Genomic DNA, 14,455 nt, shown 5'->3' with positions numbered 1-14,455 from the left:
CATTCTTAACCCTTCAATTGTTTACTAATAAAATCAAACGCATTTGTATAACTGATGCGTTCCACTTCCTTACTCGAAAACCCACGCTGCTCCATTTTCATAAGTAGTTCAGGCACCTTCTCAACACATTCCAACCCAACTGTTGTCCCTTCTTCGACATCCGAACCAAGCTGATGACCATCTAAAAAGTCTAGAAAATCAAACCCGAATGCAACATGCTCGGGTCCTACTAAATCCGCCATATAGACAGCGTGATCGATAAATGTATCAACCGTAGGATTCACTTTGTCGATAAACGCATAATGCGCATTAAGCCCAATAATACCGCCTTTAGAAGCGATCGCTTTTATCTGCTCATCTGTTACATTCCGTTCATGGTCACAAAGCGCACGGGCATTACTATGGGAAGCAATGATCGGCCGCTCACTCGCCTCATACAAATTCCAAAACGAAGGTTCATCGAGATGAGAAGCATCTAGAAGCCAACGATAATCATTCGCAAGCTTTGTCGCTTGTCGCCCATATTGCGTAAGGCCAGTATGTATTCTTTCATTATAAGCTCCTGTACCACTTGCAAGAAAGTTATTTTCGTTCCACGCATAAATTGCATGGCGAACGCCTCCCTCATGCAATTCACGGAAAGCGCTTTCAACATTTCCCTGAATGGATGCCTCCCCCCAATGCTCCATAAACGTCAGCCCTTCCAAACCGAGAAGAACATTTATTTTTCCAACCTTTTGCGCATCAACGAAATCCTTCGTTGTCGTACAAAGATTTACATGCTGTGCAGTCCGTAAATCATCTAACACGCTCTCCCGCAACATACGAAATCGCCCATACGGATTGTCACGAAACGCCGGCTCTACCCAAAAGACACAAACAACCGCGTCAACTAAACCCTTTTTCAATTTCGGATAATGAATCCGATCAAATACATTTCGCTCTCCTTTACTTCGGCGGAATGCTAGATCTGTAAATAAATCTGAATGCAAATCAAATACTTTCAAATTTATTCACCTCCTCTTACTAGATTTACATTTTAATATATTATAATTTATTCTTTATATTGAAACAAGTCCTTACTTTTCACTTCAAAAAAAACCTCCACTATTTTAGTAGCATAGTGAAGGTTTGATGATTGTTTGTAGTATTTAGAACCTGTTATATCAACTATTTCTTAGAGGATTCCAGCATAACTCGATCATTCACCGCATAATCGCGCTAAACGCCGCATATTCCGCCAAAACGCCGCATAACTCCTGAAAACGGCTCATAAACTCCCAGAACTCAGCATTATCCCAGGTTTCGCCGCATACTCGCGCTAAACGCCGCATAACTCCTGAAAACAGCTCATAACCTCCCGGAACTCAGCATTATCCCAAGTTTCGCCGCATACTTGCGCCAAACGCCGCATATTCCCCGAAAACGCCGCATACCCCGTCCCATTCATCCAATCCAAATCGAACTCGTACAACTAGCAACCAACAAAATAACAAAAAGCAGCCCCATCAGTCCATCTACTTTACCAACACCTACAACATAGTAGAAATGCTTTCTCTTTTCACCCGTAAACCCTCTAGCTTCCATCGCAAAAGCCGCTCGTTCCGATTTACGAACAGCTCCTGCAAGCATTGGAAGAAGTATTTTCCGCATGTTCCACAAACGCATAACAACATTATTTTCCTTGCTGGCTCCTCGTAATCGATGTGCTTGTTGAATCTGAACAAACTCCTCTTTCAATACAGGTAAAAATTGATAACCGACTAAAATGCTATAAGCAATCTTAGGTGAAAGCTTCATTTGCTGCATTAAACTTAAAATGAACGAAACAGGTTTTGTCGTCAATGCAAACAGCAAGGACAGACCCGAAAAAGCTAATACACGAAAACTCAATGACAATGCGTGATGTAGTTGTACTTCCGTAACGGGATAATTCCACAATGTCCATACAACCGTCCCTGAACGATCTTCTGCAAATACGATCGTCGTCCAAAAATACCCAAATGCCATGATGAAAAAGGGAATCATGAACAACAGCCACCGCTTCCACTCGATGCGACTGAACAGAAGTTGTATAAGCAACACGCCAACCCATACGAAAAACGGCGTCCATGGATCGAAAAAGAATGCTAGCGTAAACATGCAAACGGTCACGAGGATAAATTTCACCGAAGGATTCATTTCATGCATAGCTGACTTCATTGTCTACACACCCTTTCGGCTGCAGCAGATGATGCGCTAGTAACAATCCTTCATTCGCCCAAACTCTGTCCGCTTCAAATTTCCCTGTCAATTCCCCTTGATCCATAAGCAGCACGGAGTCTGCAATCGCATAAGCAAACTCCATATCATGCGTTACAATTACAAACGTCGCACCGTTACGAGCCCGTTCATCAATCAACTGAAGTAGTTCGAATAAGGCAGCGGCATCTTGCCCGGATGTCGGTTCATCCATCAAGATCACTTCCCGTCCGTCACACAGCATAGCCGCAATCGCAACTCTTCGTTTCTGCCCATGGCTAACGGCAAACGGATGGGCTTCAGCTACACGCTTCAAATACAACCGTTCCAACATATCCTGCACATCAGCTCCCCCGCCGAATGCCACCTCATCCTCTACACTTTTCGTAACAAATAGAAATTCCGGAGACTGCGGAACATACCCTAATTGTTCAGGTACAACCGATCCTTTTGCAGGGATAAGTTGACAAAGCGCTTTAAGCAATGTGGATTTACCACTTCCGTTCGGCCCTGCAAGCACTGCCACTTCCCCTTTTTGTAGATGAAATGAAGTCTTCTTCAAATATGGGGTAGACACATCTTGTACGAGCAAAGATTGTTCCACTTGCCTACTACTTTTTCGCTTTTCCAGTCGAGGTACTTGATCCATTCTTTGTAATTCAATCGTCCGGTCAAAAAACGTCCCCCATAAGTCCAGCCGGTGCTCAATTGCCACAACTGTAAATCCTTTTTGGTTTTGCAATTCATCCAACCAAGCAATAAACTTTCTAGCCGTATACGGATCCAAATGAGAAATCGGCTCGTCCAGTAATAATACATCCGGCTCCATAATCAACGCACAAGCTGTAGCAATCCGCTGCTTTTCTCCCCCAGACAACTGCTGAATGACAGCATGCCGAAACTCAATTAAACCTGTCATCGTTAACACATCGTCTATCTTCTCAGCCATCACACTACGGTCAACATCGAGATTCTCCAATGTGAAGGCAAGCTCTTCCTCTACCGTCAACATACAAAACTGTGCATCTGGATCTTGAAAAACAGTTGCTACACGATGATTCACTTCTCCTTGGGCATATGAACTACTTTCCCTACCAAACAACTTCACCGAACCCGTCATAATGCCATCACAGTTATCAGGATACAACCGATTGCATACGTACAGTAATGTCGTCTTCCCACTTCCACTCGGTCCAGTGATGACTACCTTTTCACCAAGCTTTATAGATAATGAAACCTTATCTAAGATCCATTTATCTTCATCAGGATATCGAAAACAGACATCTTCAAACTCGATCACTTCAGGCACGGGCATCACCTTTAACGGATCTCGTTATCGCATATCCTCTAAGGGATCCTGTTGCCAATAAACCATCAACGACCATTTTACCGCCAACACCTGCAATCATTGCACCACTCACAATCCGGATAGCCAACATCAACACAACATAGCCCGTACTGAAAACAGCAAATCCTCCAAGTAAATACCCATAGACAAAACTGAAAACAGCTGCACCAATTCCTGCCAACATGAGCACCCACACGTTAAATCGCTTATAACCTGTTGCTGCAAAAGCCGCTTCTGCCCCTAATCCTTGAATCAAACCTGCCAAAATCAATCTCGGTCCAACCGCATTCCCTAGCAATACTTCTATCGCAGCAGCAATTGTTTCTGACACGACCGCAGCCCCGGGTTTTCGAATAATGTACATACAAATAATCGATACAATGAACCAAATACCAAAAATCCACTCATATGCAATTGGGCCAATAAAACCAGCCCATATATTTCCGACATGTAAAAACAGTAAATAGACAATGCCAAACACAACAGAAAATAGAGACATGAGAACGACTTCTTTTAACTTCCAAGATTTCAACATACTCATCGACCTCCATGTGAAGGGCTATTTATACTCATCGACACCGTCATCACTAAATGCTTATGCTGGTCTGAACGCGCATGCGTAAAGGATTCCTCATAAAAAGCAAACACATCATGAATATCTCCGTGGATTCCGCTTGCATAGTGCATAGATTCATTGAACACACCACGCTCCTTCGCACGATCCACCTCACGATAAATGACATTCATGTAATCCGGATTATTCATCGGATACAGCGCGAATTGGGATGACACGTATTGTTTTGTAGTATCTATATTCGCCACTTCATCCCCTTTATCCAAATAAACATCACCCGCTGTATCTCCTGGACAGCCTGCGGAAAAAGTACCAGACATCGCAATGTGTTCACCTGTTTTCGCCGCATGTAAGCAAATCGCCTTTGCAACATTGAATACATGCACCTGTTTTCCTCTAATAACTGTTGAAACATCATCGGTATGCATCCAAACATTCGAAGTATCTGTTTGTTCAAGCGCTCCCTTAATGACTTCTACAAAATTTGCCGCCATCGGATGCAACGAGAAACGGAATCCGATAATTGGACTGACGCCACACTTCATTTGTAAAACCTCCTCGATTTTTTTACATAAAAAAACTACATCCCGGAAGATGTAGCCACTTGTCCAATCGTAAAAAAACGCGGAAAGTCACTACACTTCCCCACGCAAGTATTATCTTGATCGGGTAATAAGGGATCGGAGCAGTTGCTCGCATCACAGCCATAGTGGGCACCCCTAGTGTAGAAAACGGTATGTAGTTGGATGGAATGGATTGTCATTCATCACTTTTTTATGTTGAGCCCAGTATAGTGGAAGTTTGCGAATTTGTAAATGTATTCTTGCAAACTCGTACTTTGGTGGGAGATAAAATATTTATCAAACAGTTTCCTTACCGTTGTCATAGCTAGATATACATTTCTCATTCAAAATGGATACAATTCATCCACAACAATTTCTTCTTTTATCGGCTTTCTATTTTCATCTACGAGACCATCTGCAATTGCCTCTTCCCAAGTCTTCCCATATGCAAAACCGGACTCTGTGTAGCCTGCGATAAAATAGAAATACTCGTCTTGCCCAAACAACTGGTCATCCGAATACTTCTTTTTGTTATTCTTACTCACCAATCATAACCCCTCTGCTTGCTAGATTCACTTTACATCCCCTCGTTATTCAACTCCGATTTTCTGTTCCTCATACGCTAGTAAATCTTTATAATACTTATTCATGGATGAAGGGGATACTTCAAACGATTCAGCGATCTCTTTTACGGTCATCTGAATCGAATCAAAAAGACCTTTTTCTTGTCCAAAACGAATCGCACCTGCAGCGATTGCCACTTCTTTCCGTGCATTTGGTTGTTGTTCCACGAGGAAGTCTTCAACAATCTCTAACAGCTTGTCTGATTCCTGTCCGTGCTTATCAAGAAATGCCATGATGGACTGCAAAACACCTGCTTCGAAGTTGGTGAATTCACTGCCATCGTAGTTATCATTTGCAAGCATCTTCCAAAATGACATCCCTTGTTCTTTCATAAATTGCTCAGTCGTTTGGCCATCTGTCTTTTCAAATAGCTTGATGAATTCCGTAAACACTTGTTGGTGATCTGTTGGGAAAAAGATGAGGCTCGATACCGCTAAGAAATGATTTTCATTCTCTGTACCGTCCGGTAAAATAAAGCAATACAAATGCACACCGACAGGTACCGGTTTGTCAACCTCTCTTCTCAATTGAATCACTTCATCTGTTAAAGTTATTTTTACCGTCAAGTACTCTTCATCAACTCCCAATACCTCACCAATAATAGCTTGTGGACTTGTCCATTGGTCGATAACCTTTAGGACGGCTGGGCGAATAAGTTTCTTCTTTTGCTTCTCTAAATAGCCTTGCCATATATCTTCACGGTGATGGAAGAAGAATTCATCCAGTACAATTGCTTCAATCATCTCTTCAGAAAAGTTTTGTTGGAAATTTTGTTTCCATTCGTTCGCCAAATTCAAATACTCTCGGATATCTTTACGCTCCGGATACTCATCATAAAACGATTGTAAAACCCGCTCAAGTTCTTCTGAAGTAACTTCCGCAACCGAAACCGCTTCCTTCGATTCGCAACACTTTTTATATTTCTTTCCACTACCACATGGGCACTTATCATTACGGCCTACCATACAAACACACTTCCTTAATAAATTTGTTTTCCTTTTCTATAATATCATTAGATGATTGCAGGATAAACTATCGTTGTTTTCTCAAATTTCCATATAAAAATCATATGATTACATCTTCATAGTTTTCCGATTTAATAATGAAAATGTAGACAAAGCCCAAATTGCTTTTGCCTACACAGTTCGTTAACTATTCATTCACACATGACAATTACTTGACGAGGGGCCGTCTGTGCAGGAATGCTTCTTGTCGTCGCTGAATACGTGACGATTAAGTATCGATTGACTGGGCTACCTGTAAATGTTTGATCGTTTTCCAAAAGCACTTTCGTTTGTGGCGAAATGTTCAACTGCAAACTACCGTCACTGCTCACTAATTGACGATTGAAGAAGTCCACTTTCACAAACTCATTTGAGCGGTTCTTTGCCATCACGACCGCTCGATATTGCGGTGGATAAATGAGGGGTACAGGTACATCGGCATCATAAAAACCCGTTACAGCATCCCCTACTTTTACAGTTACATGATCCACGAAGTACGTAGACGGTTCCACGACAAAATTTACAATCGCCCCATTTCCATTTTCCACCGTGAATAACTTATAGCACCCTACATTAGGATCATTTTGCATGATAAAAAAATCATTGATCATTGTTACTGTCCCACTAAATGACATGAAATTCATTGTGATATCCTCCCTCCATTGACTACAACTTTGCCTAAATAGTCTATGCTTCACGTGGGCATATTGTTCTCTCAACACGAGAAGGGACAAACAGGTATATGCAAAGAAATTATATACTCCTCTTCCATTGTCAAGTTGGACAGTTATCCATTTGGTTGATTAGAACATATAGCTAACCGGACGATTTGTTCAATAACCTCATCGACTTGGGCACAATCCCGAATGACAAACAAGTGATCCGCTTCCCGTTCATCTGGATCGCTTATGTCTTTAAGACTTGAATCCGTTTGTTGTCTTTTGAGCACTTCTTCAAAAGTCGAAGCACTTCTGAAGATATTTTTATTACGTGTGCTCCTCGCGACACGTGATTCAAGCACTGCATCCGGCAAGTCAAAATGGACAATGATTTGCAAAAACGCACTACGTGGAAACACATTTTCCAATAAGTCTTCACGGCCCTTTCGATTACGGTTGGCATTACAAATAATTAAATGACAATCACTATGTTCTTTCGCATACTCTACCATGAGCTGAGAAATGGCATGCTTCAATGTATTCGGTCCCGTTGTCGGTTGAAGTGTTCTGTAATACGTATTGATGAATGCAGCATGGTTATCTTGGTCAATGACAATCGAATGATCAAGAGCCTTCTCAAGCATTTGCGCAAAAGTCGTTTTTCCACTATGTGTTTTTCCCACAGTCAATATGACGAGTCTTTTCAAAACAAGTCCCCCTTTTTTGAGCAAAAACGCATGTAAGCACATGAATGTTCACTTACAGAGTACCACATGAAAAGACTTACCTATCAAAAAAGCCATCCGATTTACAAGACGTCATCGGATGGCAATTCGTTAGTTGTACACTGCTTCTGTTACATGTTGAGATTCACTCTTTTTCAATGTCAGCATGACAATGAAGGAGAGTGTATACAACGCTGCCAAGTACAGCATTGCAACTTTCATATCATAATTTTGTAGAAGATAACCGACAAGTATTGGTGAAAATCCACCGACTGCCCGACCAAAGTTGAAAATCGTATTCGTCGCTGTACTTCTAATTTGAACAGGGTACAGATTGCCGATTAGCGCACCATAGCCTGCAAACATCCCGTTAGAGAAGAAACCAACAATTGCTCCCCCAATTAATACCCCAGCGCTTCCCGTTGCATAGGCGTATAAAAACACTGCACATGCCGAAGCGATCAGAAAGGCACCAAAAGCACGTTTCGTACCAAAGCGGTCTAAGAATCGACCAAATGTCAGCATTCCAATGATCATCCCAGCTGCCGTACTAATTGTCCAAAGCGCAGAGCTAGAAACAGATAATCCTTGTGATTGTTGCAACATAGACGGCAGCCAAATCATCAACCCGTTGTATCCTGCAATTTGAACAGTCGCCATAATCATTAACGCAATCGTCGTGAATGTCACACGAGGTGTTTCAAATAATTGGACCAGTTTTCCTTTTTCTACAACTTTGTTTGCTTTTTTAACTTTCTGTGCTGCTAGCCACTCAGGTGATTCATCTAAATTCTTACGTACAATGAAGGCAAAAATGACTGGTAAAATGCCGACGAAAAATAGTGCTCTCCAACCTAGCGTCGGAAGAATGATCGCACTTAGCAACGCGGCTAAAATGACACCGTATTGTGCGCCTACACTTACATAAGAAGAAGCTCGTCCTTGTTTGTTTTTCGGCCACGCTTCAGCGACAAGCGCCATACCGATTCCATATTCCCCACCTGCACCGATACCTGCTATGAATCTGAACAAATAAACTTGCTCAATACTTGTTGCCAAACCTGTTAACGCCGTACCGATTGCAAATAATATCACTGTATACGTAAATACTTTTACACGTCCGTATTTATCTGCTAAAATTCCAAAAACAATTCCGCCGATTAACATCCCGATATTTGTAATGGATGAAATCATCCCCCCTGTAGCCAGGTCAATGTTAAACTCTGAAATAATCATTGTCATGGCAAAAGAGATGAACATAATGTCCATTCCTTCCAATGTTAAACCTGCGACAGACGCGACAACGGTCTTTTTACGATAATCCATGTACCATTCCTCCAGTTTTCTTATGGCTTACACTCTTTCACTTCCAAAGGAATGGATCTAATTTATGTGATTCCATTCTCCTTTTAAGCCTCACAGGACTTGTATTAAAAGAGGACTTACAAAAAACGCAAAAATAAAAACCCTATCGTCTCACAGAGGACAAAAGGGCATGAAAAAACCGAGTTACGCGAACTCAACTATATCAGCAGCCTTATCAGCCTCTCTGGACCGAATTAAAGAGCAATTATTTTTTTCTTATTGTAACAAAGCAATTCATGCTTTTCTACAAGAATTTTACGGAAAACCAAAGTTGGAGTAGCATAAAAGTTCTAGTAATTTCGAAAGTCAGGTAAATCTATTTTCACCTAACTACTTTTTCCCTGTTAATTGGATTAAAGCGAACGATTACATTTCCGTGCCATATATAGCGACATACTGATTTTGTAAAACAAAACGATTGTTTTTCCAAACTAAAGTATTTAAGAAATACCCTAAAGAATCTGCATTATACCGTCCGGCAATCTTTTGATAAATCAGGAGATCGTCTACACCATTCAAATCGAAGTCTACAGGATATATGCCACTTAAGGGATTTAGAAATCCAGTAATTGGTTGCTTTAATTTGCCGTTTGCATCATAAATTTCGTTCAAATATGATTTGTCCCTGAGAGAAAGATCGATTACATATTTCTCGTTATTTACTTCACTAATGAGTTCCACTTTATACTGATCCAAATAATTTACGCTGTATGTGTACCGGTTGTTATACACACTTGAGTCAAAGATAAACCTAGCTTGATTTCCAATATAAGTGACAATGTAAGCATTCATAATTCCGCCACTCCCACCGGTTGCGATGCTGATTAGAATTTCATCCACACCATTTCCCGTAAAATCACCTAGGAAAAGTGTCGGATTGTAACCTGTATTTTCCGGCAATGGGATAGAGCCTATTATTCCTGTTCTTCCGTCTCGAATGTGCAATACAATATTTTGTGTAAAGGGACTGTCCGGCGTTTTCGTACCCGTCAAATACACTTGGTCCATTACATGATCCCCATTCACATCCCCATGAGCGAACGCCACTACCATTGGATGATGCTTTGGTGAATTAACTTGATAATTCATCTTACTCCCCTTTTCATGCATACTTTTAGTAACTATGTTATGGACGAATGTTGGAATTGTTACCGTTTAACATCATTTATTCGCGCGTAATAAAATAATTTTCACATATTTCACTTGCAATCTGTTTTAAGAAGAGGTATGGTAGGAGTAATTAAAAATTTACTTATTTCGAAAGTTTTGAAGTAAGGATAGAGGCGCAAAGACCATCAGTACACAATTCGAGGAATATGAGATCCGACGAAAATTGTGGAAAGGGGAATTTGCCGAAGTGGAGAGATGCTCATAAGTCTCGAAGCTGGTTCTGGGTTGAACAAACACAGAATTGTCATATAGGAAACTATATGGAGGGCTATCTTATGCAAAAGAAATAATTTATTATTTCACTGCAACAACGAGCCCTCGTTGTTGCTTTTTGCGTTCATTTACAACTGCCCTTCTCCCTCTTTTTTATTAAAAAAATGATAGGATGTGGAGAAAGATGAATTTCGGACAAATTGTAACTGCTATGGTGACACCTTTTAATGAACACGGAGAGATTGATTTCCCAGCGACAAGGAACTTAATTAACCATCTGCTAGCAAATGGGACAGAGGCATTAGTCGTTTCAGGAACGACAGGAGAATCCCCGACATTATCAGAGAAAGAAAAAGTGCTGTTATTCAAGTTTACAGTGGACGTTGTAAATGGCAGAGTACCGGTGATTGCCGGAACAGGTTCGTTCAACACAAAAGAGTCAATTGAACTGACTTTGCTTGCAGAGGATGTAGGTGTAGATGCTGTCATGCTCGTCACGCCTTACTACAATAACCCTTGCCAAGAAGGACTTTATCAACACTTTAAAGCAATTGCTGCAGCGACATCTTTACCCGTAATGCTTTACAATATCCCTGGCCGCAGCGTCGTCAACATGTCTGTTGATACGATCGTTCGTCTTGCTAAAATACCGAATATCGTTGCCATTAAAGAAGCAAGTGGCAATCTAGATGCAATGGTTGAAATTATTGAACGCACTCCAAAGAACTTTGCTCTGTATAGTGGAGACGATGGATTGACCATTCCAATCTTATCGATTGGTGGAGCAGGTGTCGTTTCTGTTGCTTCTCATATTGTTGGCAATGAAATGCAAACGATGATTAAAAACTTTAAATGTGGCAACACCGATGTTGCCGCAAGAGAACACCGCAAATTATTACCAATCATGAAAGCCTTATTCTCAGCTCCAAATCCAACTGCTGTAAAAGCCGCATTGAACATAAACGGGGTTCCTGTAGGCGGCGTGCGTTTACCAATGGTTCCATTGACAAATGAACAGCTACGTACTTTGCAACAAGTCTTAACAATTCATGAAGTTGTAGCTTCCTAACATGTAAAAAGCCTGTGCAGGAAATGTGTAACACTCCCCGCACAGGCTTTTGTTTAGATAAAATCGCGTGTATTTATGCCGTAATAGCGCATGAATGCACCATCTACATTCGCTAAGAAGTAATCGACAGCCTCTGTAATTGTGTAGTCCGGCAGTCGCTCTTCACAATCAAATTCTCTCCATATCGAGTCCAATCGCCACCCTCTATCATCATGAATGAATGCTATAATCGGACCTTCTCTTTCGTCATGTTCCATCGTGTAATAGTAAAAATCGTTCATCCTGTCCCACTTTGACAATGCCACTCCAAATTCAAGCAATGCAAGTGCTGGTTCTAAAAAGAAACACTTGCCGTTCACCAGAATTTCCAACTTTCCTTGAATATCCACTAACAACTTCCCATTCCTTTGGCGAATCAATTTCTGCTCAATCTCAACTGTCGAATCAACCTGAAAGTGTATTTGCAAGCTAGTCAAATCTCCAACTCCTCTACAAGCAATATATATGCTTGTATTTTAGCATACCATCACCGAATGGTACGTTTCGTTCAAAATCGAGGAAAGTTATACGCAAAAAACCTTCCCCTATTAATGCAGAATAGATGGAAGGTTTTTTGGTTCCTCTGTTTTTATCATACTGACATGTAGTTCGTTCAAGTTGTTAACAGCTGCGTAAAACACTTCTTTCACATCAAAAATTTCTTTTCGCTCTAATTCTTTATAGAGCCATGCTTCGTTTAAGTTTCTTGCTAACAAAACTTCCGTGTAAATCTTCCCTTCAATGATAACTGGCACGTCAATTCCCTTGCTTGTGTATGTGTTTGGATGAACGTGTTCGACTCGTACAGATTCTTTCTCTGCTACTAACTTCACAGACAAACTCCCATTTGCCTCTATGATGGCTAGCTCCACGTCCTTCACATTGTACACTTGCTGCTCCCTTAGCATTTGTAAGATTGTATCAATTGGAAACTGTATTTTTTTCATTTTCTCTACTAAAAACTGCCCTTGGTAGATGACAATTGTCGGTTCAAATGTCAACATCCGGCCAATCCTACGATGTTTCATCTTCACTTTAGCGGTAAACTTCTGTAGCAATGCAATGGCAACAATTGCGACAGCCGTATAAATATGATTAATCTTTGGATCAGCAATATCAGCTCCGACAACGGCTCCTAACGTTAGAATGACTAAAAAATCAAATACCGGTAATTCACCGATTGAACGTTTTCCCATGTAGATCGTAGCAAACAATGCGAGTGGCAGGATCGTTACAATCCTCCCTAAGATTTTCACGATTTGAAAAGCATGTTCCACCAAAACACCTCATTTATCGACATGTGGCTAGAAAGTCTCTTCTTTCATGCTTGCCTATGTACTTTGTATTTATACCAAAAGGATTTCGCTCTGATGTCTATATACAATTCCAAGTAATTTCTTCAATAGAAAAAGCCCCTCGAGCTGGTTAACGAGGGGATGGTGCATCGGTCTATTAATTTCAATGTAAAGTATTACATCTTTTTTAGTGTGTAGGGAAGCATTCACGCTTCTTAATTTGTCTGCACTAAAGAAAAGAACTCCGTCAGTTGCCATTCATGTTTGTCCAACATCATTTGCTCATCTGAGATGCCTTCATGACGCAACAACTCAATATTTTGTAAAAGGAACTCATCGCTACCGACGACATAGAAAATCCCTTCTTTGTCTGCTGCTAGTTTTTTTACTTCTTCATAGTAATCTTTACGATTATTAACGAACATTGCAGTGAATTCTTTGTCAGCAGCCGATGTGAAAATATCGGTAAACAAATAGTCTGTTGAGGAATCTATATTTAAAGAGTGCACGCCACTTACATCATCCGCACGCTTAAAATAGTCGAGCACGAGTGGTCTAAATGTTGCTAGACCGACACCCGATGATAGTAAGTATACCTTTTTCCCTTCCCTCTTTAGCGGTACATTCGAACTCGTTTTAAAAATCGCCACTTCATCCCCAACGTTGATTGTCTTTAATATCGTTTTAAACTCCGAACACTTTTCACGAATTCTCGTTGTAATGCCGATTGACTGCTCATGAGGCAAAGTCGATATCGACATATGTCGAATCAAACTACGGTTTGGTTTTTCTTCTGCATTAAATCCTTTCAATGCAAAATGGGTATGAGCCCCTTCTTCCCACGTGAAATCTTGTGGACAGTCCAACAAGAAAGTTTTCACTTCAGGTGTTTCATCAATAATTTTATTTATTTTCGTCCAGTAAATTTGCATAATCGATTCCCCTTTTTCATTGATAGCAATTCTCACTATTTACTATACATCAATTGAAAACTATTCTCAATTAAGTTCTTTGAAATTCTCGATAATATAAAAACTTGCTGAACAAGTAGCCCCATCCGTCAGCGATATAACAAAAATTGTAACCGATATTCAAACCGAATCAAGCGCAGTTGCCGAATTGGCCGACGAACTTAATCGAATGGTTGGACAGTTTAGGCTACTATAATAAAAGACCAGGCTTCCTGTTTATTACAGGATTACCTGGTCTTTTTGTCCATAATCGAATGCTTATCATCGATATTTGTACTAAATAAAGAGTAAATATTAAGTCTACCACTAATAAGACGGCCACGGTCTCCAATAATTGTTTGCCGCAGCTACTGTTTGGAAGTGAATGGCAATTACTTGAAAGGCCGCGGTTAAACTATCAGCATTCCTGGAATAGGTAGGACGTAATACTTTTCTAATCTCTTCCGATGGTTGTGTAACGACAATACCTATTTGAGCAAGCTCCACAGCTAGTGCAAAACCTTCCTCTGGCGTTTGTGTTAAAAGCGTTTGCAACTGTCGCACAGCACTAGCGTTGCACCACAGTAAAAAAATAGATGATTTATATAAAAAATAG

At 40.7% G+C, this 14,455-nt stretch carries 16 protein-coding genes and 2 riboswitches; of the genes, 1 reads left to right on the top strand and 15 read right to left on the bottom strand.

Features of this window, described 5'->3' with window-relative positions:
* Positions 1 to 5: 5 nt before the first annotated feature.
* From NRI27_RS15530 to NRI27_RS15480, 11 genes are all read right to left on the bottom strand, one after another.
* Positions 6 to 1,007 carry a dipeptidase gene (locus NRI27_RS15530; RefSeq protein ID WP_371391550.1) on the bottom strand — a complete coding sequence of 334 codons (1,002 nt, stop codon included), beginning with the start codon at positions 1,005 to 1,007 and terminating at the stop codon, positions 6 to 8.
* A 439-nt stretch (positions 1,008 to 1,446) separates the two neighbouring features.
* A complete protein-coding gene (locus NRI27_RS15525; protein WP_371391549.1) occupies positions 1,447 to 2,202 on the bottom strand; it encodes an energy-coupling factor transporter transmembrane component T family protein in 756 nt (251 codons plus the stop codon).
* Positions 2,183 to 3,556 (bottom strand): ABC transporter ATP-binding protein, encoded by a 1,374-nt coding sequence (locus NRI27_RS15520; protein WP_371391591.1) that lies wholly within the window; start codon positions 3,554 to 3,556, stop codon positions 2,183 to 2,185. The genes NRI27_RS15525 and NRI27_RS15520 overlap by 20 nt, the downstream gene beginning before the upstream one ends.
* Positions 3,543 to 4,124: an ECF transporter S component gene (locus NRI27_RS15515; RefSeq protein ID WP_317945971.1), complete on the bottom strand. Its 582-nt coding sequence runs from the start codon at positions 4,122 to 4,124 to the stop codon at positions 3,543 to 3,545. The genes NRI27_RS15520 and NRI27_RS15515 overlap by 14 nt, the downstream gene beginning before the upstream one ends.
* Before the next feature lie 2 nt (positions 4,125 to 4,126).
* Positions 4,127 to 4,708: a YkoF family thiamine/hydroxymethylpyrimidine-binding protein gene (locus tag NRI27_RS15510; RefSeq protein ID WP_371391548.1), complete on the bottom strand. Its 582-nt coding sequence runs from the start codon at positions 4,706 to 4,708 to the stop codon at positions 4,127 to 4,129.
* Positions 4,709 to 4,788: 80 nt separating this feature from the next.
* Positions 4,789 to 4,894: riboswitch (TPP riboswitch) on the bottom strand.
* A 176-nt stretch (positions 4,895 to 5,070) separates the two neighbouring features.
* Complete coding sequence (locus NRI27_RS15505) at positions 5,071 to 5,271, bottom strand: hypothetical protein (protein ID WP_371391547.1); 201 nt, start codon at positions 5,269 to 5,271, stop codon at positions 5,071 to 5,073.
* A gap of 45 nt (positions 5,272 to 5,316) precedes the next feature.
* Positions 5,317 to 6,315, bottom strand: coding sequence for a YecA family protein (locus NRI27_RS15500; RefSeq protein WP_371391546.1), 999 nt, complete (start codon positions 6,313 to 6,315; stop codon positions 5,317 to 5,319).
* Positions 6,316 to 6,506: 191 nt separating this feature from the next.
* Positions 6,507 to 6,998 carry a hypothetical protein gene (locus NRI27_RS15495; protein ID WP_371391545.1) on the bottom strand — a complete coding sequence of 164 codons (492 nt, stop codon included), beginning with the start codon at positions 6,996 to 6,998 and terminating at the stop codon, positions 6,507 to 6,509.
* Between the two features lie 143 nt (positions 6,999 to 7,141).
* The gene (locus tag NRI27_RS15490) at positions 7,142 to 7,720 is read right to left on the bottom strand and encodes an ATP-binding protein (RefSeq protein ID WP_317945979.1); all 579 of its coding nucleotides are present in this window, start codon (positions 7,718 to 7,720) and stop codon (positions 7,142 to 7,144) included.
* A 129-nt stretch (positions 7,721 to 7,849) separates the two neighbouring features.
* On the bottom strand, positions 7,850 to 9,064 hold the full coding sequence (locus tag NRI27_RS15485; protein WP_317945981.1) for an MFS transporter: 1,215 nt from the start codon (positions 9,062 to 9,064) through the stop codon (positions 7,850 to 7,852).
* Between the two features lie 405 nt (positions 9,065 to 9,469).
* A complete protein-coding gene (locus NRI27_RS15480) occupies positions 9,470 to 10,192 on the bottom strand; it encodes a VCBS repeat-containing protein (protein WP_371391544.1) in 723 nt (240 codons plus the stop codon).
* Between the two features lie 181 nt (positions 10,193 to 10,373).
* Positions 10,374 to 10,552: riboswitch (Lysine riboswitch) on the top strand.
* Positions 10,553 to 10,670: 118 nt separating this feature from the next.
* Between NRI27_RS15480 and dapA the strand changes: the two genes are divergently transcribed.
* Positions 10,671 to 11,555: a 4-hydroxy-tetrahydrodipicolinate synthase gene (gene dapA, locus NRI27_RS15475; RefSeq protein ID WP_371391543.1), complete on the top strand. Its 885-nt coding sequence runs from the start codon at positions 10,671 to 10,673 to the stop codon at positions 11,553 to 11,555.
* A 53-nt stretch (positions 11,556 to 11,608) separates the two neighbouring features.
* Here the strand turns inward: dapA and NRI27_RS15470 are convergent, their stop codons facing one another.
* The 4 genes from NRI27_RS15470 to NRI27_RS15455 form a co-directional block, all read right to left on the bottom strand.
* Positions 11,609 to 12,031, bottom strand: coding sequence for a DUF7878 domain-containing protein (locus NRI27_RS15470; RefSeq protein ID WP_371391542.1), 423 nt, complete (start codon positions 12,029 to 12,031; stop codon positions 11,609 to 11,611).
* A gap of 111 nt (positions 12,032 to 12,142) precedes the next feature.
* Positions 12,143 to 12,871 carry a DUF421 domain-containing protein gene (locus NRI27_RS15465; protein WP_371391541.1) on the bottom strand — a complete coding sequence of 243 codons (729 nt, stop codon included), beginning with the start codon at positions 12,869 to 12,871 and terminating at the stop codon, positions 12,143 to 12,145.
* Between the two features lie 233 nt (positions 12,872 to 13,104).
* Entirely contained in the window at positions 13,105 to 13,821 is a 717-nt protein-coding gene (locus NRI27_RS15460; RefSeq protein WP_371391539.1) for a dihydropteridine reductase, read from the bottom strand.
* A gap of 345 nt (positions 13,822 to 14,166) precedes the next feature.
* Positions 14,167 to 14,455: hexameric tyrosine-coordinated heme protein (locus NRI27_RS15455; protein ID WP_371391537.1), on the bottom strand; the 289-nt coding region annotated here is incomplete at its 5' end.

The sequence above is a fragment of the Sporosarcina sp. OR05 genome (assembly GCF_041414805.1).
Classification (GTDB): domain Bacteria; phylum Bacillota; class Bacilli; order Bacillales_A; family Planococcaceae; genus Sporosarcina; species Sporosarcina saromensis.
This window is presented reverse-complemented; position numbering and strand designations above follow the sequence as displayed.